The organism is Pseudoroseomonas sp. WGS1072 (assembly GCF_049340465.1).
In the GTDB taxonomy this organism is placed as follows: Bacteria; Pseudomonadota; Alphaproteobacteria; order Acetobacterales; family Acetobacteraceae; genus Pseudoroseomonas.
In genome coordinates this window covers 886681-905539 of the sequence record NZ_JBMPSU010000001.1, presented here as the reverse complement: position 1 = coordinate 905539, position 18859 = coordinate 886681, and the positions used below count along the sequence as shown (strand labels likewise).

The following is an 18859-nucleotide window of genomic DNA, read 5'->3' as shown; positions in this document are numbered from 1 at the left end:
AGAGGCGGAGCGGGGCGCCAAGCCCGGCGCCCGCCCCGTTCTCCCCGGGCTCAGCTCTTGGCCAGCCCCGCCGCGCGCATCGCCTCGCCCATGGCCTTGTCCGTCTCGGCCATGACCTTGCCGAAGCCGGCGCCATCGGCCCAGTCCATGCCGAAGCCGCGCGACTTCATGAACTCGGCGTACTGCTCCGACTTCGCCACCTTCTCCAGCGCGGCGGTCAGCTTCGCGGCGATCTCGGCCGGCAGCTTGGGTGGGCCGCCGATGCCGCGCCAGACGGCGGTCTGGTACTCGACGCCGAGGCTCTCCTTGAGGGTCGGGATGTCAGGGAAGAGCGGGTCGCGCTGCGGCGCCATGATGGCGAGGCTGCGGGCGCGGCCGGCATCGAGCATGGCCCGCGCTTCGGGAATCGAGCAGGGCACGATGTCGATGCCGCCCGCCACCAGGTCCTGCATGCCCGGCGCCGCGCCGTTCGAGGGCACCCAGCGGACATGGTCGGGCTTCAGCCCCATGGCCTGCAGCCAGCCGACCAGGGCGAGGTGCCAGATGCCGCCCTGTCCGGTGCCGGAGGCCTTGAGCTTGCCGGGGGGCGCCGCCTTGATCGCCTCGGCGAGCGCCTTGATGTCCTTGTAGGGCGCGCTGGCGCTGACCTGCACGCCGGGCGCGTCGCGGTTCACCAGGCCGAGCGGCGTGTAGTCCGCATAGGTCAGCGGCGTCAGCCCCTGCCAGTGCATCATCGTGATCTCCACGGTGATGATGCCGATGGTGTAGCCATCGGGATTGCTGGCGTTGATCGCGGCATGGCCGACCACGCCGGAGCCGCCCGTGCGGTTCACGACATTCACCGGCTGCCCCAGCTCCCTCTCCAGCAGCGAGGCGACGATGCGCGCCGTGGCGTCGGTGCCGCCGCCGGCGCCCCAGGGGCAGATCAGCTGCAGGGGCCGCACCGGATAGCGCGTTTGCGCCAGGGCCGGGCGCGCCAAAGCCGTGCCGGCGAGGGGAAGGGCGGCGGCGCCCAGCAGCACGCCGCGGCGGGAGATCGGTGTCATGGACGTGTCTTTCCTGTCGTCAGGCTTGCTCCGGCATGACTGCCGGTTCATGGCGATCATAGGCGTGAAACGCCGCGCCAGCCAGGATGAAGCCTGGCCCGCGCGGCGGTGGATCGGCCGGTTCAGCCGCCCTGCGGAGCGGGGCGCCGCGGGGCGCGGCGCCGGCGGCGGATCAGCCAGGCGGCCACCGGCCAGAGCAGGGCGGCGAGGGTGATGGTGGCCAGCACGGCCGAGATCGGCCGCTCGAAGAAGGGCAGCAGGCTGTTGTCCGACTTGATCAGCGAGGTGACGAAGCTCTGCTCCACCATGGAGCCCATGACGATGCCGAGGACCAGCGCCGCCACCGGGTAGCCGTTGCGCTCCATGATGTAGCCCAGCACGCCGAAGAAGCCGACCAGCAGGATGGCGAAGAGGTTGTTGCCGGTGGCGAAGGCGCCCATGGCGCAGAGCATCAGGATGACCGGCATGATCGAGGCGCGGGGCGCGCGCAGCACCCGCGTCGCCAGGTGGATCATCAGGATGCCGAGCGGGATCATGATGATATTGGCCAGGATGAAGATGATGTAGAGCGCGTACATGCTCGACGCCCGCTCGGTGAACAGCGTCGGGCCGGGGTTCAGTCCCTTCATGTAGAGCACGCCGATGGCGATGGCGGTGATGGTGTCGCCCGGGATGCCGAAGAGCAGCGCCGGCACCCAGCCGCTGGCGAGCGAGGCATTGTTGCTGGCGCCGGCCTCGACCAGCCCTTCCGGATGGCCGGTGCCGAATTTCTCCGGCGTTTTCGAGAAGCGCTTGGAGAGGGCGTAGCTGACCCAGGCGGCCATGTCGGCGCCCGCCCCCGGCAGCACGCCGATGATGATGCCGACGACATTGCCGCGCCACATCGGCCACTGGAACCTCCTGGTCAGGCTCCACTGCCCGGCCAGGATGCTGCCGAACTTGCGGCGCGGCAGCGGCGGCGGCTCGGCGGTGGCGAGCGCGCGCATCACCTCCGACAGCGCGAAGACGCCCACCAGCGCCGGCAGCGGCTCGATGCCGCCGAGCAGGTCGGTCATGCCGAAGGTGAAGCGCGGCGCGCCGGCCGGATTCTCCATGCCGATGCAGGAGAAGAGCAGGCCGAGCAGCATCGAGGCGATGGCCTTCACCGGCGAGGAGCGCGCGACCAGTGTCGCGCACATCAGGCCGAGGACGGCGAGCCAGAAATACTCGAAGGAGGAGAAGTTCAGCGCCACCTCGGCCAGCGCCGGCGCCATCACCATCAGCGACAGCGTGCCGACGATGCCGCCGATGGCGCTGAACCACAGGCCGATGCCGAGCGCCATCTCCGCCTGGCCCTTGCGGGTCATGGCATAGGCCTCGTCGGTATAGGCGGCCGAGGCCGGCGTGCCGGGGATGCGCAGCAGGCAGCCCGGGATGTCGCCGGAGAAGATCGCCATGGCCGAGGCGGAGATGATGGTCGCCACCGCCGCGATCGGTGAGAGATAGAAGGTGACCGGCACCAGCAGCGCCGTCGCCATGGTGGCGGAAAGGCCCGGCAGCGAGCCCACCACCAGGCCGTAGATGGCGGACAGAAGGATGGCGACCAGCACATCCATCTGTCCGACCATGATGAAGCCGTCGATCAGGTCGCTCATGGCGTCACCAGGGCAGCGCCAGCAGGCCGTCGGGCAGCGGCACGCGCAGCAGCTCGTAGAAGGCCAGATGCAGGCCCACGGGGCCGAGCAGGGCCAGCGCCACGGCGAGCCGCCAGCTTCCGCCGAGGGCGCGGGTCATCACCAGGATGCAGATCGCCGCGGTGATCAGGAAGCCGAGGGTCTCCGAGACCAGCACGTAGAAGACCAGCAGCAGCGGCGCTAGAAAGGCCCGCCATTCGGCGAAGCGCGGCGGCCGCGGCACCGTCTCGCCCGGTTCGGCCGGAATGGTGTCGTCCGGCGCCTCGAAGCTGTGGCCGACGCCGAAGGCGATCATGGCGCCGCATCCCATCAGCCCGAGGCCGATGACGGCCGGAAAGACGCTCGGCCCCACATCCTGGCCCGGCACGCCAGGTTGCAGGGACGCGCCATAGGCCGTGACGCCGCCCAGCGCGATCAGCAGGGCGCCGGTCACCTTGTCGGAAAGCTGCAATGGATCGTCCCCTTCCTTCCCACAACGGCGGGCCGGGCTTGCGCGCCAGGTTCCAGCATCCGTCGGCGGTACGGATTGTGTCGGCGCTTCAACGAGGCGGTCAAGCGCGCCGATGTCAGCGGGCGGAGTCAGCCGGGCGGGTCGGGGCGATAGAGCCGGATCACAGAGGCGGTGTCGCTCATGCCCTCGCCGCGCGCCACGTGTTCCGCGAAGCGCGCCGTCGCGGCCTCGACCAGCGGCAGCGCCACGCCGTGCTCGCGCGCGAAGGCCAGCACCGCGTCGAGGTCCTTCAGCATCTGCCGCGCGCGGCCGGCCGGCGGTTCGAAGGCGCGTTGTCGCATCTGCGGGAAGATGCGCTGCAGCATGCTTCCATCGGCATGGCCGCCGGCCAGGGCGGCGGGCAGGGCGTCGGCGTCCAGGCCGGCGGCCTCCGCCAGGGCCAGGGCCTCCGCCATCGCGACATAGCCGGCGCCCACGATGGCCTGGTTCAGCACCTTGGCCGTCTGCCCGGCGCCGCTGGGGCCCAGATGCGTCACCCGCGCGCCGAGCGCCGCCAGCACGGGCGCGGCGCGCGCGACATCCGTCTCCGCGCCGCCGGCCATGATGGTGAGCCGCCCCTCGCGCGCCGCCTGCGGCCCGCCGGAGACCGGCGCGTCCACCCAGCCCCAGCCGGCCTCGCGCGCCAGCCGCTCCGCCATCCCGCGCGTCGCCGCGGGCTCGATGGTGGAATGGTCGATCAGCACGCCGCCCGCCGGCGCCCTGGCGGTGGCGATGCCGCCCGGCCCGAAGACCACCTCGCGCACGGCATCGGTGTGCAGCACGCAAAGCAGCAGGATGTCGCTCGCCGCCGCCACGGCCGCGGGCGACTCCGCCGCCACGGCGCCTTGCGGCAGGACGGCCTCCAGCCGCTCCGGCTCGCGGTTCCAGGCGGTGACCGGGAAGCCGCTTTCCAGCAGCCGCAGCACCATGGCCTCGCCCATGATGCCGATGCCGATGAAGCCCAGGCGCGGCGCGCTCATGGCGCCGTTCCGCCGGTGCGGTAGACGGCGCGCGCGGTGTCGCGGAACAGCAGGGCCTGGGCGGCGCGCGGCAGGCAGGCCGTGATCGACTTGAAGCCGGAGAGGATGCTGTCGAGGCTGCCGCAGAGGCTGTCGACCGGGAAGTTGCTGGCGAACATCGCCCGCTCCGGGCCGAAGAGATACACTGTCTCCAGCACGATCCAGCGGTTCTCGACGGCACGCCAGGGGCGGCCCGGCAGGCCGAGGCCGGAGATCTTCACCCGCGCGTTCGGGCATTCGGCGAAGCCGGCCATCGCCTCGCGCCAGCGGCGCAGCGAATCCGCGTCGCGCGCGGCGGGCAGGCCGGCATGGTTCAGGATGATCAGCGTCTCCGGGAAGTCGCGCGCCAGGGCCACCGCCTCGGGCAGGTTCCACCAGGGTGTCTGCAGGTCGAAATGCAGCCCGTGCCGCGCCAGCCGCTCATAGCCGCGCCGCCATGCGGGGTCCGACATCAGCGTGCGCCGCGCGCCCCGCTCGGCCGGGCTGGCCGGGCCGCCGGGCTTGTGGCGCACGCCGCGCACCAGCGGGCACTCCGCCTGCCGGGCCAGCAGCGCCGCGGCATCCGGCCGGTCCAGCCAGGCCTGGGCGACGATGGCGTTGGGCAGGCCGTGGCGTTCCGCCAGCGCCGCGGCGTAGCGCGTCTCGCCCGGACCGTCCGCCGGATCCCACTCGGTCTCGACATAGACGGTCTCGACGATCTCATGCCCGGCGGCGTCGCGGCGGTAGTCCTCCGGCAGGTAGCGGCGCTTGAGGGCGCTGTAGTCGCCGTAGCGGAAGGGGATCGCGGCCTCCGGCGCCAGCCAGGGATTGCGGCCGTGCTCCGGCTCCCAGAAGTGCTGATGCGCATCGACGATCGCGCCGTCCCAGGGATTCTCCCCGCCCATGATCCGGCTTCAGCCCCTGGCCAGACCGAGCGCGCCGAGCAGGTCGGCGGCGGTGCGCGCATAGTCGCGGGCGAAGCCGTCCGCCGCCTCGGCGGATTCCCAGACCGGCACGATGCCGCGCTGGCGGAGCGCCTCCCGCACCTCGGGCCGGGCATGGGCGCGGCCCAGCGCCTCGCGCATCGGCCGATGCACGTCCTCCGGCAGGCCGCGCGGCGCCACCAGGGCGAACCAGTTCTCGAAGGTCCAGTCGAGGCCGGATTCCCGCAGGCTGGGCACGGCCGGCAGCATGGCCAGGCGCTCGCCGCCCATCACCGCGAGGCAGCGTGCCTGGCCGCCATCGATCAGCCCCTTGCCCTCGATCGGCGAGCATGTGGCCATGCCGATGCCGCCGGCCACCACGTCCTGCATGGCCGGCGCGCCGCCCTGGGAGGGCACCCAGCGCACCGCGTTCACCTCCATGCCGGCGGCGCGCAGCATGCCGGCGAGCGCGATGTGCCAGGCGCCGCCGACGCCCGCGCCCGAGGCGGTGTACTGCCCGCGCCGGCCGTCGCGGATGGCGGCCAGGACATCCTGCACGCTGCGCCAGGGTCCGTCGCCCTTCACCGTGACACCGGCCGGCAGGGTGGCGACGCGGGAGAGGATGTCGAAGCTGTCGGGCGAGATCTCGGCCATGCCGAGGGTGCGGAAGTAGGAGATCTCGGAGGTGGCGAGGCCGATCGTGTAGCCGTCCGGCCGCGCCGTGAGGATGGCGGTGTGGCCGACCACGCCATTGCCGCCGGTGCGGTTGACCACATTGACCGGCGTGCGCACCTCCTGCTCCAGCCCGGCGGCGAGGACGCGCGTCACGGTGTCGGCGCCGCCGCCCGCCGCCCAGGGCACGACGATGGTCAGGGGGCGGGCGGGCCAGGACTGCGCCCGCGCGACGGTCGGCGCGGCCAGGAGGCCGGCCAGCGCCGCGGGAAGCGCCCGGCGCGGCAGGAGGGGCATCGACATGGTGCGGCTTTCTCCCTGGACGCCCGCGTCCGGCGCGGGTCTTGCCTTGCGCGAAGGGTCGTTGACGCCCCATGTCTGTGTCAATTCGAAACCGTTGCGGCGGCCGGCCCGACCTTCCCCGCCGGCCTTTGCCCTGACGCCGCGTCGTGGCAGGCTTCGCGGCCGTGAACAGGATGTCGGCGGGCACCCGCCCGCCGCGCCGGCCCTGGGCCCCGCCGTGCTCGGGGCCCCGCGCCCGGACCGCAGAGGTGACCAGATCCGATGACCCGAACCGCTCCCCCGCCACGCTGGCGCTCCCTGCTCTTCGTGCCGGCGCATGTCGGGCGATTCGTCGCCCGCGCCCATGAGCGCGGCGCGGACGGCGTGATCCTGGATCTGGAGGATGCCGTGCCGGCGGCGGAGAAGCCGGCGGCGCGTGGCAGCCTGGCGGCCTCCATCGCCGGCATCGCCCGCAACGGCACGGCGGCCATGGTGCGGGTCAACCACAGCCTGCGCCAGATCGGCGCCGATCTGGAGGCGGCCGTGCAGCCGGGCCTCGCCGCGCTGGTCCTGCCCAAGGTGGAGGAGCCGGGCTTCGTGCGCGAGGTGGCGGAGGCCGTCACCGAGCTGGAGGCGGAGCGCGGCCTGCCGCCGGGCGGCATCCGCCTGGTGCTGCAGATCGAGACACCGGGCGCGATCTTCGGCCTGCCCGCCATCGCCGCCGCGCATCCGCGCGTGGCCGCCATGACGCTGGGGCCGGAGGACTATTCCGCCGCGATCGGCGGCGTGCCCGGGCCGGACGCGCTGTTCACGCCGAACTACGCCGTGCTCTGCGCGGCGCGCGCCGCCGGCATCCTGCCGCTCGGCTTCGTCGGCAGCATCGGCGCCTATGACGATCTCGACGCCTTCGCGGAGATGGCGCGCCAGGCCCGGCGCATGGGCTTCCGCGGCGCGCTGATCGTGCATCCCTCGCAGGTGGCGCCGCTGAACGAGGCCTTCGCGCCGACGCCGCAGGAGATCGACTGGGCGCGGCGGGTGGTGGAGGGCGACCGCGCCGCGCGGGCCGAGGGCCGGGGCGCCTTCCAGCTCGATGGACGCATGGTGGATCTGCCGGTGGTGCGGCGGGCGGAGGAGATCCTGTCGCTCGCCGGCTGAGGCGGGCGCGGGCGGCCCTTCGATCGCCCTGCGACGGGGAGGCGGAGGCCCGCCTCGCCCGGCCCACTTTCCAGCCGGGCCGGGATCACCCATCTTCCAGGGGAACGAGGGTGGAGGAGCGAGGCGAGATGCAGGATCAGGCACCGCGGCTGACGGAACTGGCGCATGGCGGCGGCTGCGGCTGCAAGCTGGCGCCCGCGGTGCTGCGGGAGCTGCTGGCGGAGATGCCGGCGGCCGGCACATTCAGCCAGCTCCTGGTCGGCGCCGAGACGGCCGATGATGCCGCCGTCTGGCAGGTGGATGACCATCTCGCCGTGATGGCCACCACCGACTTCTTCATGCCGATGGTGGATGATCCCTTCGACTTCGGCCGCATCGCCGCCACCAACGCCATCTCCGACATCTATGCCATGGGGGGGCGGCCCATCATGGCGCTGGCGATCCTGGGCATGCCGGTGGGCAAGCTGAGCCCGGAGACGGTGCGGCGCATCCTCGCGGGGGGCGCCGCCATCTGCGCGGAGGCCGGCATTCCGGTGGCGGGTGGCCATTCCATCGACGCGCCGGAGCCGATCTACGGCCTGGCGGTGATCGGCCTCGGGCGGCCGGATCAGGTGCGGCGCAACACCGGGGCGAGGGCGGGGGACGCCCTGATCCTGACCAAGGGGATCGGGGTCGGCATCTATTCGGCGGCGATCAAGCGCGGCGCCCTGCCCGAGGCCGCCTATGCCGAGATGATCGCCTCCACCACCCTGCTCAACCGGGTCGGCGCCAGCCTGGCCACGGAGCCGTCTGTGCATGGCGTTACCGACGTGACCGGCTTCGGCCTGCTCGGCCACGCGCTGGAGATGGCGCGGGGCTCGGGCCTGACGCTGACGATCGCGCGCGATGCCGTGCCCCTGCTGGCCGAGGCCGCCGCTCTGGCGCGGCAGGGCTTCGTCACGGGTGCCTCGCAGCGCAACTGGCAGAGCTATGGCGCCGAGGTGGTTCTGCCGCCCGAATGCCCGGACTGGCAGCGCCTGCTGCTGACCGATCCGCAGACCTCCGGCGGCCTGCTCATCGCCTGCGCCGAGGAGGCCGCCGAGTCCGTGCTGGCCCGAATCCGCGGCGAAGGCTATCCCCTGGCCCGGCGGATCGGCACGGCCGCCGAGGGCCCGCCGCAGGTGGTGGTGGCGTGACGTCGCCGCGCCCGGCCCGGTCGAGGCGCGAAACCCCGGCCCCGGCGCCCCTGGCCCGGCCGGCCGAACAAGAGGAGGCTCCGATGCGAAGCGGATGGATGCGGCGGCTGGCGCTGGCCTTCCCGGTGGCCCTCGCCCTGGCGACTCCCGTGCTGGCCCAGGGACAGGGCGCAGGACAGGGCGCAGGGCAGGGCGCGGGACAGGATGGGGGGCAGGCGGGCGGCGCCAGCCAGGAGGTCAGCCCCGCCACGCCGCCGGCGCAGGGGCGCGGCGACGCCACGGCGCCGGGCAATTCGGGATCGACCGGCTGGAGCGGCGGCACCGGCGGCTCCTTCATCGGCACCACCCAGAGCGGCCGCACGCCGGATTCGCGCACCTGGCAGCCCCCGGTGGCGCGGGGCCTCGACCCTTTCAGCAAGCCGCCGCGCGGGTCCTAGGGCCAGCGCGGGCCGGGTAAGGCTTACCCGGCCGGACGCTCCTTCCCTCCAGGCGCGCGAACCGTCAGACGGGGGCGGGGATGCCGAGGGAGGCGGCCGTCTGCAGGATGCCGGTCCAGGTGTCCGGCTGGAGCGGCACGCCCTTGTCCAGCCGTTCGGCGCGGCTGCGAGCCTCCGGCTCACCCGGCAGCAGCACCTGCCCCCCCGGCGTGGCGGGGCGGCTTTCCGCCACCCACGCCACATACTCCTTCGCCATGCGCTGGAACTCCGCCTCGGTGCCGAAATGCGCCGGGGAGAGGTAGATGGACAGCATGCCGTTGGTGATGCGGCCGCGATGGCCGGGCGGCAGCGGGCCGGCGCAGCCGCCGGCGGTGAAGGCGCCCGCCAGCAACTCGCACATCAGCGCCAGGCCCGAGCCCTTGTGGTCGCCGAAGGCGCGGATGGCGCCCGCGCCGCCGGCGGGATTGCGCGGCCCGACCGGCGGATAGTCGCCATAGAGGGTATGCGGATCGCCGGTGAGGCGGCCGTCCGGCTCGATCAGCGCGTCCGGCGGCAGCTCCTTGCCGCCATTGGAGGCGACCAGCACCTTGCCTTCGGCGACGCGCGAGGTGGCGAAGTCGAGCACCACGGGCCGCCCCTCGACCGGCGCGCCGATGGCGATGGGGGCGGTGGAGAAGCGCCGGTCCACGCCGCCGAAGGGCGCGACCAGGGTGGAGCCGGCGACATTGACGAGGTGCACCGACACCAGCCCCGCCCCGAGCGCCATCTCGGCATAATGACCGATGCGGCCGACATGCCCGGCGTTGCGGAGCGCGATGACGGCGGCGCCGTGCTGCCGGGCGCGGGCGATGCCCAGCTCGGTGGCCTGCCGCGCCACCGTCTGGCCGAAGCCGTAATCGGCGTCCAGCAGGGCGAAGGCGCCGCCATCCGTGACCACCTTCACCGTGCGGCCGAAATACATGTCGCCACTGCGCAGCCAGTCGATATAGCGCGGCACGCGGGCGACGCCGTGGCTGTCATGCCCGGCAAGGTTGGCGCCCAGAAGATGCTGCGCGATGTTCGCCGACTCCTCGGCCGAACCGCCGGCGGCGACGAAGATGTCCGTCACCAGCTTCTCCAGCGTCTCGGCGGCGATCAGGACGGGGGGCTGGGCATCCATGGGCAAGCGTTCCTCGGAGCGTTTCTGTTGCGCCCCAGCATGCCCCAGCTGGCCAGGATGACAAGCGGCACCGGAGGGGAAAGCGGGGCCCCGCGCCCTTCCTTCCCCCTGGGCGTTCCCCTTGGGCCTCTCAGGGCATCGCCGCGACCTTCTGCGCCTCGGCCGCCTGGAACCGGTTCCAGGTCGGTGTCACGAGCATCTCGTTGATGCAGACGCGTTCGGGCAGGTTGGCGACGAAGAGTACCGCCGCCGCCAGATCCTCCGGCTGCAGCATGCGCGCCCGCTCCTCGTCGGAGACGGGGACGGGGCGCTTGTCCAGGATCGGCGTCACCACCTCGCCCGGGCAGATGCAGGTGGAACGGATGTTGTGGATGCCGTTCTCCGCGTTCAGCGAGGCGGAGAGCGCGACGAAGCCCGTCTTCGCCGCGATGTAGCCCGGGCCGGAGACGGCGGAGGTGCCCTTGCCGGCCATCGAGGCGATCTGCACGATCAGCCCGCCGCCGCGCGCCTTCATCGCCGGCAGCACGGCGATGCTGGTGAGGAAGGGCGCGGTGAGATTGGCGTTCACCAGCAGGGCGGCATCGGCGGCGCCGAGCTGGTGCCAGTGCCGGCGCGGCACGTTGCTGCCGGCGTTGTTCACCAGGAGGTCGGGGCCACCGAGCGCCTCGGCGACGCGCCGCGCCGCGGCATCGACCGCCGCCGCGTCGGTCAGGTCGGCGGGCAGGATCAGCGCCTCCTGCCCGGCGAGCCCGGCGGTCTCGCGCAGCGGCGCCTCGCGCCGGCCGGTGAGGGCGAGGCGGTAGCCTGCCTGGCCCAGCGCGATGGCGACGGCGCGGCCGATCCCGGAGCCGGCGCCGGTGACCCAGGCGGTGCGGCTCACAGGACGCGCCCCGTCTGCGGGTCGAGAATGTGCATGTTGCTCATGTCCACGGCCATCGGCAGCGGCTGTCCCGGCGCCGCCGGGGCATTGGGATCGACGCGGCCGCAGATCTCGGCCCCCTGCATCTTGAAGTGCACCAGGGTCTCCATGCCCATGGGTTCGGTCACTTCCGGCGTCGCCGTCATGGGCGCGACATGCGGCCGGTCGAGGTTCTTCGCCTCGGTCAGGTGCTCCGGGCGGATGCCGAAGATGATCTCGCGCCCGGCCAGGTTGCTGTAGCGCGCCGTGCGCTCGGCCGGCACCGGCAGCACGATGTCGCCCGGCAGATGGACGCGCAGCGCGCCGGACCCGTTCTCCAGCCGGCCGGGGATGAAGTTCATCGCCGGGCTGCCAATGAAGCCCGCGACGAAGCGCGTGGCCGGGTTGTGGTAGAGCTCCTGCGGCGGGCCGACCTGCTCGATGATGCCGCCGTTCATCACCACCACGCGGTCGGCCAGCGTCATCGCCTCCACCTGGTCGTGCGTGACGTAGATGGTCGTGGTCTTGACCGTCTGGTGCACCTTCTTGATCTCGGTGCGCATCTGCACGCGCAGCTTGGCGTCGAGGTTGGACAGCGGCTCATCGAAGAGGAACACCTTGGGATCGCGCACGATGGCGCGGCCCATGGCCACGCGCTGCCGCTGCCCGCCCGAGAGCGCCTTGGGCTTGCGCAGCAGCAGCGGCGTGATGTCGAGGATGCGCGCGGCGTTGTCGACGCGGCGCTTGATCTCCTCCTTCGGGAACTTCCGCAGCATGAGCCCGAAGGCCATGTTGTCGAACACCGTCATGTGCGGATAGAGGGCGTAGTTCTGGAACACCATGGCGATGTCCCGGTCGCGCGGCGGCACGTCGTTGATGACCTTGCCGCCGATGGCGATCTCGCCGTCCGAGATCTCCTCCAGCCCGGCGATCATCCGCAGCGTGGTGGATTTGCCGCAGCCGGAAGGGCCGACGAGGACGACGAACTCGTGGTCCGCGATGTCGAGGTCGATGCCCTTCACGGCCTGCACGCCGCCCTCATAGGCCTTGACCACCTTGCGGAGTGTTACCTGCGCCATTCTTCGTTCTCTCCCCTCAGCCCTTGGTCGCGCCGGCCGTCAGGCCCGCGATGTAGTAGTCCATGAGGAAGGCATAGACGAGCAGGGGCGGCAAGGCGGCCATCAGGGCGCCCGCCATGATCTTGCCCCACTGGAAGGTGTCCGCCCGGATCAGGTCGGAGACGATGCCCACCGTCAGCACCATCTGGTCGGAGCTGACCAGGAAGGCGATCGGATAGATGAAAGCCGCCCAGGACACCGTGAAGGCGAAGATCATCGCCGCCAGGATGCCCGGCAGGGCGACGGGGATGAAGATCTTCCACAGCATCTGCAGGTGGCCGGCACCGTCGATCAGCGCCGCCTCGTCCAGCTCCTTCGGGATCGAGGCGAAGTAGCCGATCATGATCCAGGTGCAGAACGGCACCGTCAGCGTCGGGAAGATCAGCACCATGGCCCAGAGGTTGTTGTAGAGGCCAAGGCCACCGATGATCTGGAACATCGGGATGAAGAGCAGCGTCTCCGGCACCAGGTAGGTGAGGAAGACGCCCGTGGCGAGCGTCGCGCTGCCCCAGAACTTCATCCGCGCCAGGGCGAAGGCCGCCAGCGTCGAGATCACCATGCTGATCAGCACGGTGCTGACCGTGACGATGATCGAGTTCTTGAAATGGATCAGATAGTTCCCCTGGGTCAGCAGTTCCCAGTAGTTCTGCAGCGTCGGCGCGCTGACGATCCAGGGATTGCCCGACAGGTCGGCGATCTCGCCCGAGCTCTTCAGGCTGGTCATCAGCATGTGGAAGGGCGGCGTCATGAAGAAGATGACGAAGACCGCCAGCGCGACATAGGCGCCGATCATCGCCCAGCGGCGCTCACGCTTCAGGCTGCCATGCCTCGTCTCGGCGGGGGTGAAGGAGGCGGCGGTGGTACTGCTCATCTCAGGTCATTTCCTTCGTCCGCTTGTTCACGCCGCGCAGGGTGAGGATGGCGAAGACCGCCAGCAGGGGAAACATGAACAGGCTGACCGTGGCGCCGAGCGGGATGTCGCCCGACTGGATGCCGACCTGGAAGGCATAGGTCGCGAAGACATGCGTGCTGTCCTGCGGCCCGCCATTGGTCAGGATGCGGACGATGTCGAAATTGGCGAAGGTGACGATCAGGCTGAACAGCACGGTGATCGAGATGATGTTGCGCATCATCGGGAAGGTCACGAAGCGCAGCTTCTGCCATCCGGTGGCGCCATCGATCGCCGCCGCCTCGTAGAGCTGATCGGGCACGGACTTCAGCGCCGCCAGATACATGATCATGAAGAAGGGCGAACCGTACCAGACATTGACCAGGATCACCGAGAAGCGCGCCCATCCTGTGGCGCCGAGCCAGGGCACGGGATCGACGCCGATTCCCGCCAGCGCCCAGTTGAAGGCGGAGTAGGAGGGATCGAACAGCCACCACCAGGCCAGCGTCGAGATGGCGGGCGGGATGACCCAGGGCACCAGCAGCATGCCGCGCCACTTGCGCTGGCCCTTGGAGGGCAGGGCGTGCAGCACATGCGCCAGGATGAAGCCGATCAGCGCCTTGAGCAGCACGGCGGAGACGGCGAAGAGCACCGACTGGAACACGACGTTCCAGAAGGTCTCCCGCCCGAACAGGAAGGTGAAGTTCTCCCAGCCGACGAAGCGCGTCATGCGCTTGTTCAGCATGGAGAGATAGATGGCGTAGAGGAAGGGATAGACGACGAGGCCGAGGATCAGCAGGATCAGCGGCAGGGTGAGCAGGAAGGCGACGGTGGAATTGCGCCGCGACAGGCGGCGCATCGCGCTGTTGCGGGGCGGCGCGGTGCTGCCCGGCGCGATGGAGGCGGAAAGCGTGCCCTGGGACATGCCGGATTCCCTCGGTGTCAGGACGATGAGATGCGAGGCGCGCGGGAGGGCCCGCGCGCCCGCCATGGTTCAGGCGGCGGCCCTCAGCCCCGCTTGAAGCCCTCCAGCTCGCGTTCGGCCCAGGCGATGGCGCGGTCCGGCGCCTCGTTGTTCTGCACCACGCGGGCGATCATCTTGGCCTGGATGCCCTGGTTGTACATCTGCACCGCGATCTCCGGCGGCGCCGGGTAGCAGGCGATGAACTGCTGCGCGTTGTGCTGTGGCTTGACCGGGTAGTTGAACACCACGCCGGCCGGCGGCCCTTCCGTCTCCCAGGTCCTGAAGTCGGTCATGCTGGTGAAGGGCGGGATGTCGTAGCCGTTGCTGGCGGCCACCATGGTCTCGGCCTGTTCGCGCTGGCTCAGATACTCGATCAGCGCCTTGCCCGCGCCCTTGTTGCGGCTGAAGCTCCAGACCCCCCAGAAATAGGGCAGGTAGGGGGTGTAGCGCCCCTGCGATCCGGCCGGTGCCGGGAAGGTCCAGCAATGCTCGGCCACCTGCGGCGCGTCGCGCTTGGCCACCGACCAGGCGGAGGGCGGGTTGAAGATCAGCGCCGACTTGCCGGAGATCAGCGCCCGGTTGTTGGAGGCATCGTCCCAGGAGAAGACATCGCCCGGCAGGAAGGCGCAGAGCTGCTTGGCGTATTCCAGAACCTTTCGGACATTGTCCGACTTGGCGGTGATGTCGCCCTTGCTGTTCACCAGCTCGGCGCCGAAGGAGCGGAACATGCTGCCGATCCAGTCGGTGGCATCGGTGAACTGCCCGACCGCCAGGCCGAAGGGAACCCCCGCCTTGTGCGTGCCCTCGGCGGCCTTCAGGAACGTGTCCCAGTTCCAGTTGGCGGCCTCGGGGCTTGCCGTCGCGCTGGCCGGATACATGGCCTGGATGTCGATGCCGGCATGCTGCTTCAGCAGGTCGATGCGGCCGAGGGCCGGCTTGTTCTGCGAGCCGGAGATGGCGGGGACGGCGCGCCACTTGCCCTCGACCTTGGCCAGATACTCGGTGATCGGGTTCAGCGCGCCGTACTTCTCGGACAGGCGGCCCATGATGTCGTCCATGGGCTCGAGCAGGTCGGCCTTGGAGTGCACCTCCCAGGTCGGGAAGGAGAGCACGTCATGGCCCTGCTTCGCCTGGGATTCGGCGGCGATGGTCAGCAGGTTCTTGTTGCCGACCGAGGTGATGAAGTCGAGCTGGATCTCGACCCTGTTCTTCTGCCCCCAGTCCATGACGAGCTTGCGCATGGCGTCGTTGCCAGCGGGCACCCAATGGTCCCAGAGGCCCAGGGCGAGTTTGCCGCCGGAACTCTGTCCATGCACATTGACCAGGGGGAGGGTGCTCGCCGCCGCGCCGAGCGCACTGGCGCGCAGCACCGTGCGGCGGGAAATCCCGTTGCCTTCCATTCGGTAACCTCCTTGAACGGGCGGTGATGTCCGCCACGGGCCTTATGGCCACTCGTTGCAGGCGAGAGGTTACGCATCCCCGCGCACGCATGGCAACGGTTCCCTGGTTGTGGACGCGCCGGGGGCCCACCTCCCGCCCGGCCCCCGCCGGCAGGGGGCGCCCGAGGGGCGTCGGCCGCCGGGGCGTGTCCCCGCGCCATCTGGCGGGCTTGCCGGCGCGGGTGCGGAAGGCGAGGCTACGTTCCTACGCCCCGCACCGAGGTCCTGAGATGAACGCCCTGACGCCGCCCGCCCATGCCGATGTCCTCGCCGCCGCCGCGCGGCTGCGGGGCCGCCTTCTTCGCACGCCGATGCTGCGGCACCCGCTGCTGGACGAGCTGGCCGGCGGGACTGTCCTGGTGAAGCCGGAGCCGCTGCAGCGCACCGGCAGCTTCAAGCTCCGCGGCGCCACGAACGCCATCCTGCGCCTGTCGCCCGAGCAGCGCGCCGCGGGGGTGGTCACGCATTCCTCCGGCAATCACGGCCAGGCGGTGGCCTGCGCGGCGGCGGCCGAGGGTCTCTCGGCCCTGATCGCGATGCCGCGGGACGCGCCCACCATCAAGGTGGAGAGCACGCGCCGCTGGGGCGCCGAGATCACCTTCTTCGACCGCGCCGGCACCGACCGCAACGCCCTGGCGCTGGAGCTGGCGCGGCGGACCGGCCGCACCCTGGTCCCCCCCTTCGACCACCCCGATGTCATCGCCGGCCAGGGCAGCGTGGCGCTGGAGCTGATCGAGGATGCCCGCGCCGCCGGGCTGACGCTGGATGCGCTGGCCGTCTGCACCGGCGGCGGCGGACTGGTGGCCGGCTGCGCCCTGGCGGCCGAGGGCGCCTCGCCCGGCACGCAGGTCTGGGCGGTGGAGCCGGAGGGCTGGGACGACACCCGGCGCTCCCTGGCCGCCGGCGAACGCCTTTCGGCGGACGGCCAGGGCTCCCTGCTCTGCGATTCGCTGTTGTCCCTGGCGCCGGGCGAGCTGACCTTCGCGGTCAACCGGGCGCGCCTGACGGGCGGCGTGGCGGTGTCGGAGGCGGAGGTGTTCCGCGCCATGCGCTTCGCCTTCGAGGCGCTCAAGGTCGTGGTGGAGCCGGGCGGCGCCGTGGCGCTGGCCGCCGTGCTGGCCGGGCGGATCCCGGCGCGTGGCCGCACGGTCGGCGTGGTGCTGAGCGGGGGCAATGTCGATCCGGCGGTCTTCGCGCGCGCCCTGACGGCGTGAGGCGCGCCGCGTGACCGGTTGGCCGGGCCGGCAGAGGATCAGCACGCTGTCGCTGCTGGCCGGCCTTCTGGGCGGGGGGCTGGCCTATGCCTATGGCCTGCGCTGGCTGCATGCGGCGCTGGCCGGCTGGTGCGTGCTGGTGGCCGTGCATCTGGCCCTGCTGTTCCGCCGCCTCTGGTCGGCCGGGCCCGAGGCGATGCGCCGCCATGCCGAGGTGACGGACGAGCGGCGCACCATGGTGCTGACGCTCTCCCTGTTCGCCGCCGCCACCTCGGTGGCGGGCGTCGGGCTCGACGCGGCGACAAGCGCCGGCGGCGTGCCGGCCTTCGGCATGGTGACGGTGGCGCTCTCCTGGTTCTACGTCCACACTCTCTTCGCGCAGGACTACGCGCGGGAATTCTGGCTCAGCGGCGGCGGCATCCGCTTCCATGGCGGTGAGGACGACCCACCCTTCTCCGAGTTCCTCTACATGTCCTTCAGCATCGGCACGACGAACGGCGTGACGGATGTGGACACGCATTCCGCGGCGATCCGCCGCATCGCCACGCTGCACAGCATCATCGCCTATGTCTTCAACGCCGTGATCGTCGCCGGCACGGTGGGCGTCGTCACCGGCCTGCTCGGCGGGGAATAGCAACGGGCGCCCGGGGGCGCCCGCCATGCCGTGGCCGGAAGGAGGGGAAGGCGCGATCCCGCGCCCGCCCCGTCGCGGTCAGCCCTCCAGCTTGTCGTCGTGATAGGCGGTGCTCGGCGTCGGGATCGAGCTGGCCTGGGGCGGCGCCTTCAGCCCGTGCAGCGAGGGCGGGATGGCCGGCTCGGTCGCCCAGCCATGGCTGTGCACCAGGCCGTCGTCGAAATCGTCACTGTGCGTCATGGTCGTGCGTCCCTGTCTGGCGTTGTCGGTTACTTGGCCATCGCCGGGGTGGCGTGGCTCGTCTCGTCATGGAACTGCGCCGTCTCGGTGCTGTGCGCCATGGCGGTCGTGCTGGAGGCACCGCCCGAGGCGGCGGTGGCGACGGCGTCGAAGTAGCTGACGCCGACCTCGCGCTGGTGGCGCGTCGCGGTGTAGCCATCGGCCTCGGCAGCGAACTCGGCCTGCTGCAGCTCGGAATAGGCGCCCATGCCGCGCTCCTTGTAGCCCTTGGCGAGCTGGAACATCGAATAGTTCAGGCTGTGGAAGCCGGCGAGGGTGATGAACTGGAACTTGTAGCCCATGGCGCCGATCTCGCGCTGGAACTGCGCCGCGGCGGCATCGCCCATCTTGCGCTTCCAGTTGAAGCTCGGCGAGCAGTTGTAGGCCAGGAGCTTGCCGGGGAACTCCTTGTGAATGGCCTCGGCGAAGGCTCGGGCGTCGTCGAGATCCGGGTCCGATGTCTCCCACCACAGCAGGTCGGCATAGGGGGCGTAGGCCAGGCTGCGGGCGATGGCGTACTCCTTGCCGACGCCCGGCTTGATGCGGAAGAAGCCCTCGGCGGTGCGCTCGCCGCTGATGAAGGGGCGGTCACGCTCGTCGATATCGGCGGTCAGGAGCTGCGCGCTCTCGGCATCGGTGCGGCAGAGCAGGACGGTTGGCACGCCCTCCACATCGGCCGCCAGGCGCGCGGCGTTCAGCGTGCGGATATGCTGGCTGATCGGCACCAGGACCTTGCCGCCAAGATGTCCGCACTTCTTCTCGCTGGCCAGCTGGTCCTCGAAATGCACGCCGGCGGCACCCGCCTCGATCATCGCGCGCATCAGCTCATAGGCATTCAGCGCGCCGCCGAAGCCGGCCTCGGCATCGGCGATGACCGGCGCCATCCAGGTCGTGTCGTCCTCGGCCTTGCCCTGCAGCCGCTCCATGTGCGCGATCTGGTCGGCGCGGCGCAGCGCGTTGTTGATGCGCGTCACCACCTGCGGCACCGAGTTCACCGGATAGAGCGACTGGTCGGGATACATGGTGGAGGCGGTGTTGGCGTCCGCCGCCACCTGCCAGCCGGAGAGGTAGATCGCCTTCAGTCCCGCCTTCACCTGCTGCAGCGCCTGGTTGCCGGTCAGCGCGCCCAGCGTGTTCACATAGGGCTCGCTGTGCAGAAGCTGCCACAGCCGCTTCGCCCCCATCTCGGCCAGCGTGTGCCGGACGCGGAAGGAGCCCGCCAGCCGCTCGACATCGGCCGGGCTGTAGTCGCGGCGGATTCCGGCGAAGCGGTCGCCGCCCGCGGGGCTGCCGGCGGCACTGCCATCCGGTGCGAAAAGGGGGCTCGGGGTCGGACGCATGCTGTCTCTCCTGATCGTCTTTCGGCCGATCGGCCATGCGTCAATAATTCACATTGCGGCCGCGAAGTTCACCC

The 18859-nt window shown here is 71.2% G+C and carries 19 protein-coding genes; 5 read left to right on the top strand and 14 right to left on the bottom strand.

Annotated elements, in window-relative coordinates; translation table 11 throughout:
- Window positions 1-50: 50 nt before the first annotated feature.
- The 6 genes from ACF3NH_RS04355 to ACF3NH_RS04330 form a co-directional block, all read right to left on the bottom strand.
- On the bottom strand, window positions 51-1046 hold the full coding sequence (locus ACF3NH_RS04355) for a tripartite tricarboxylate transporter substrate binding protein (protein ID WP_198368051.1): 996 nt from the start codon (window positions 1044-1046) through the stop codon (window positions 51-53).
- 122 nt (window positions 1047-1168) lie between these two features.
- The gene (locus ACF3NH_RS04350; protein WP_422921974.1) at window positions 1169-2680 is read right to left on the bottom strand and encodes a tripartite tricarboxylate transporter permease; all 1512 of its coding nucleotides are present in this window, start codon (window positions 2678-2680) and stop codon (window positions 1169-1171) included.
- A gap of 4 nt (window positions 2681-2684) precedes the next feature.
- Window positions 2685-3170, bottom strand: a complete 486-nt coding sequence (locus ACF3NH_RS04345; RefSeq protein ID WP_422921973.1) for a tripartite tricarboxylate transporter TctB family protein — start codon at window positions 3168-3170, stop codon at window positions 2685-2687.
- 128 nt (window positions 3171-3298) lie between these two features.
- On the bottom strand, window positions 3299-4189 hold the full coding sequence (locus ACF3NH_RS04340; protein WP_422921972.1) for an NAD(P)-dependent oxidoreductase: 891 nt from the start codon (window positions 4187-4189) through the stop codon (window positions 3299-3301).
- On the bottom strand, window positions 4186-5112 hold the full coding sequence (locus ACF3NH_RS04335) for an amidohydrolase family protein (RefSeq protein WP_422921971.1): 927 nt from the start codon (window positions 5110-5112) through the stop codon (window positions 4186-4188). The genes ACF3NH_RS04340 and ACF3NH_RS04335 overlap by 4 nt, the downstream gene beginning before the upstream one ends.
- A 9-nt stretch (window positions 5113-5121) precedes the next feature.
- Window positions 5122-6105, bottom strand: a complete 984-nt coding sequence (locus tag ACF3NH_RS04330) for a tripartite tricarboxylate transporter substrate binding protein (protein WP_422921970.1) — start codon at window positions 6103-6105, stop codon at window positions 5122-5124.
- A 261-nt stretch (window positions 6106-6366) separates the two neighbouring features.
- On the opposite strand from ACF3NH_RS04330, the gene ACF3NH_RS04325 reads away from it, so the two are divergent.
- The 3 genes from ACF3NH_RS04325 to ACF3NH_RS04315 all read left to right on the top strand — a co-directional run bounded on the left by ACF3NH_RS04325 (window position 6367) and on the right by ACF3NH_RS04315 (window position 8851).
- Window positions 6367-7239, top strand: coding sequence for an HpcH/HpaI aldolase/citrate lyase family protein (locus ACF3NH_RS04325; protein ID WP_198368045.1), 873 nt, complete (start codon window positions 6367-6369; stop codon window positions 7237-7239).
- 128 nt (window positions 7240-7367) lie between these two features.
- Window positions 7368-8414, top strand: a complete 1047-nt coding sequence (gene selD, locus ACF3NH_RS04320; RefSeq protein WP_422921969.1) for a selenide, water dikinase SelD — start codon at window positions 7368-7370, stop codon at window positions 8412-8414.
- A gap of 83 nt (window positions 8415-8497) precedes the next feature.
- Entirely contained in the window at window positions 8498-8851 is a 354-nt protein-coding gene (locus tag ACF3NH_RS04315; protein ID WP_422921968.1) for a hypothetical protein, read from the top strand.
- 64 nt (window positions 8852-8915) lie between these two features.
- Here the strand turns inward: ACF3NH_RS04315 and ACF3NH_RS04310 are convergent, their stop codons facing one another.
- The 6 genes from ACF3NH_RS04310 to ACF3NH_RS04285 form a co-directional block, all read right to left on the bottom strand.
- Complete coding sequence (locus ACF3NH_RS04310) at window positions 8916-10010, bottom strand: malate/lactate/ureidoglycolate dehydrogenase (protein WP_198368042.1); 1095 nt, start codon at window positions 10008-10010, stop codon at window positions 8916-8918.
- A gap of 130 nt (window positions 10011-10140) precedes the next feature.
- Window positions 10141-10890 (bottom strand): SDR family oxidoreductase, encoded by a 750-nt coding sequence (locus tag ACF3NH_RS04305; RefSeq protein WP_198368041.1) that lies wholly within the window; start codon window positions 10888-10890, stop codon window positions 10141-10143.
- Window positions 10887-11987 (bottom strand): ABC transporter ATP-binding protein, encoded by a 1101-nt coding sequence (locus ACF3NH_RS04300; protein WP_198368040.1) that lies wholly within the window; start codon window positions 11985-11987, stop codon window positions 10887-10889. The genes ACF3NH_RS04305 and ACF3NH_RS04300 overlap by 4 nt, the downstream gene beginning before the upstream one ends.
- Before the next feature lie 16 nt (window positions 11988-12003).
- Window positions 12004-12897 carry a carbohydrate ABC transporter permease gene (locus ACF3NH_RS04295; protein ID WP_198368039.1) on the bottom strand — a complete coding sequence of 298 codons (894 nt, stop codon included), beginning with the start codon at window positions 12895-12897 and terminating at the stop codon, window positions 12004-12006.
- A 1-nt stretch (window position 12898) separates the two neighbouring features.
- Entirely contained in the window at window positions 12899-13840 is a 942-nt protein-coding gene (locus ACF3NH_RS04290; RefSeq protein ID WP_198368038.1) for a carbohydrate ABC transporter permease, read from the bottom strand.
- Window positions 13841-13923: 83 nt separating this feature from the next.
- Window positions 13924-15279, bottom strand: a complete 1356-nt coding sequence (locus tag ACF3NH_RS04285; RefSeq protein WP_422921967.1) for an ABC transporter substrate-binding protein — start codon at window positions 15277-15279, stop codon at window positions 13924-13926.
- A gap of 269 nt (window positions 15280-15548) precedes the next feature.
- Here ACF3NH_RS04285 and ACF3NH_RS04280 point away from each other — a divergent pair, with 269 nt between their 5' ends.
- Complete coding sequence (locus ACF3NH_RS04280; RefSeq protein ID WP_422921966.1) at window positions 15549-16532, top strand: threonine ammonia-lyase; 984 nt, start codon at window positions 15549-15551, stop codon at window positions 16530-16532.
- 10 nt (window positions 16533-16542) lie between these two features.
- On the top strand, window positions 16543-17166 hold the full coding sequence (locus tag ACF3NH_RS04275; RefSeq protein WP_198368035.1) for a DUF1345 domain-containing protein: 624 nt from the start codon (window positions 16543-16545) through the stop codon (window positions 17164-17166).
- 78 nt (window positions 17167-17244) lie between these two features.
- Here ACF3NH_RS04275 and ACF3NH_RS04270 read toward each other — a convergent pair whose 3' ends face one another.
- Window positions 17245-17406 (bottom strand): hypothetical protein, encoded by a 162-nt coding sequence (locus ACF3NH_RS04270; RefSeq protein WP_198368034.1) that lies wholly within the window; start codon window positions 17404-17406, stop codon window positions 17245-17247.
- A 29-nt stretch (window positions 17407-17435) separates the two neighbouring features.
- Window positions 17436-18785: an isocitrate lyase gene (gene aceA, locus ACF3NH_RS04265; protein WP_422921965.1), complete on the bottom strand. Its 1350-nt coding sequence runs from the start codon at window positions 18783-18785 to the stop codon at window positions 17436-17438.
- Window positions 18786-18859 lie beyond the last annotated feature (74 nt).

What these genes read in the sequence shown, in the direction of transcription:
- ACF3NH_RS04350 (WP_422921974.1), bottom strand. Translation starts at nt 2,680, where the DNA reads ATGAGCGACCTGATCGACGGCTTCATCATGGTCGGACAGATGGATGTG.
- ACF3NH_RS04330 (WP_422921970.1), bottom strand. Translation starts at nt 6,105, where the DNA reads ATGTCGATGCCCCTCCTGCCGCGCCGGGCGCTTCCCGCGGCGCTGGCC.
- ACF3NH_RS04310 (WP_198368042.1), bottom strand. Translation starts at nt 10,010, where the DNA reads ATGGATGCCCAGCCCCCCGTCCTGATCGCCGCCGAGACGCTGGAGAAG.
- selD (WP_422921969.1), top strand. Translation starts at nt 7,368, where the DNA reads ATGCAGGATCAGGCACCGCGGCTGACGGAACTGGCGCATGGCGGCGGC.
- ACF3NH_RS04290 (WP_198368038.1), bottom strand. Translation starts at nt 13,840, where the DNA reads ATGTCCCAGGGCACGCTTTCCGCCTCCATCGCGCCGGGCAGCACCGCG.
- ACF3NH_RS04325 (WP_198368045.1), top strand. Translation starts at nt 6,367, where the DNA reads ATGACCCGAACCGCTCCCCCGCCACGCTGGCGCTCCCTGCTCTTCGTG.
- ACF3NH_RS04355 (WP_198368051.1), bottom strand. Translation starts at nt 1,046, where the DNA reads ATGACACCGATCTCCCGCCGCGGCGTGCTGCTGGGCGCCGCCGCCCTT.
- ACF3NH_RS04300 (WP_198368040.1), bottom strand. Translation starts at nt 11,987, where the DNA reads ATGGCGCAGGTAACACTCCGCAAGGTGGTCAAGGCCTATGAGGGCGGC.
- ACF3NH_RS04270 (WP_198368034.1), bottom strand. Translation starts at nt 17,406, where the DNA reads ATGACGCACAGTGACGATTTCGACGACGGCCTGGTGCACAGCCATGGC.
- ACF3NH_RS04295 (WP_198368039.1), bottom strand. Translation starts at nt 12,897, where the DNA reads ATGAGCAGTACCACCGCCGCCTCCTTCACCCCCGCCGAGACGAGGCAT.
- ACF3NH_RS04280 (WP_422921966.1), top strand. Translation starts at nt 15,549, where the DNA reads ATGAACGCCCTGACGCCGCCCGCCCATGCCGATGTCCTCGCCGCCGCC.
- ACF3NH_RS04285 (WP_422921967.1), bottom strand. Translation starts at nt 15,279, where the DNA reads ATGGAAGGCAACGGGATTTCCCGCCGCACGGTGCTGCGCGCCAGTGCG.
- ACF3NH_RS04340 (WP_422921972.1), bottom strand. Translation starts at nt 4,189, where the DNA reads ATGAGCGCGCCGCGCCTGGGCTTCATCGGCATCGGCATCATGGGCGAG.
- aceA (WP_422921965.1), bottom strand. Translation starts at nt 18,785, where the DNA reads ATGCGTCCGACCCCGAGCCCCCTTTTCGCACCGGATGGCAGTGCCGCC.
- ACF3NH_RS04315 (WP_422921968.1), top strand. Translation starts at nt 8,498, where the DNA reads ATGCGAAGCGGATGGATGCGGCGGCTGGCGCTGGCCTTCCCGGTGGCC.
- ACF3NH_RS04335 (WP_422921971.1), bottom strand. Translation starts at nt 5,112, where the DNA reads ATGGGCGGGGAGAATCCCTGGGACGGCGCGATCGTCGATGCGCATCAG.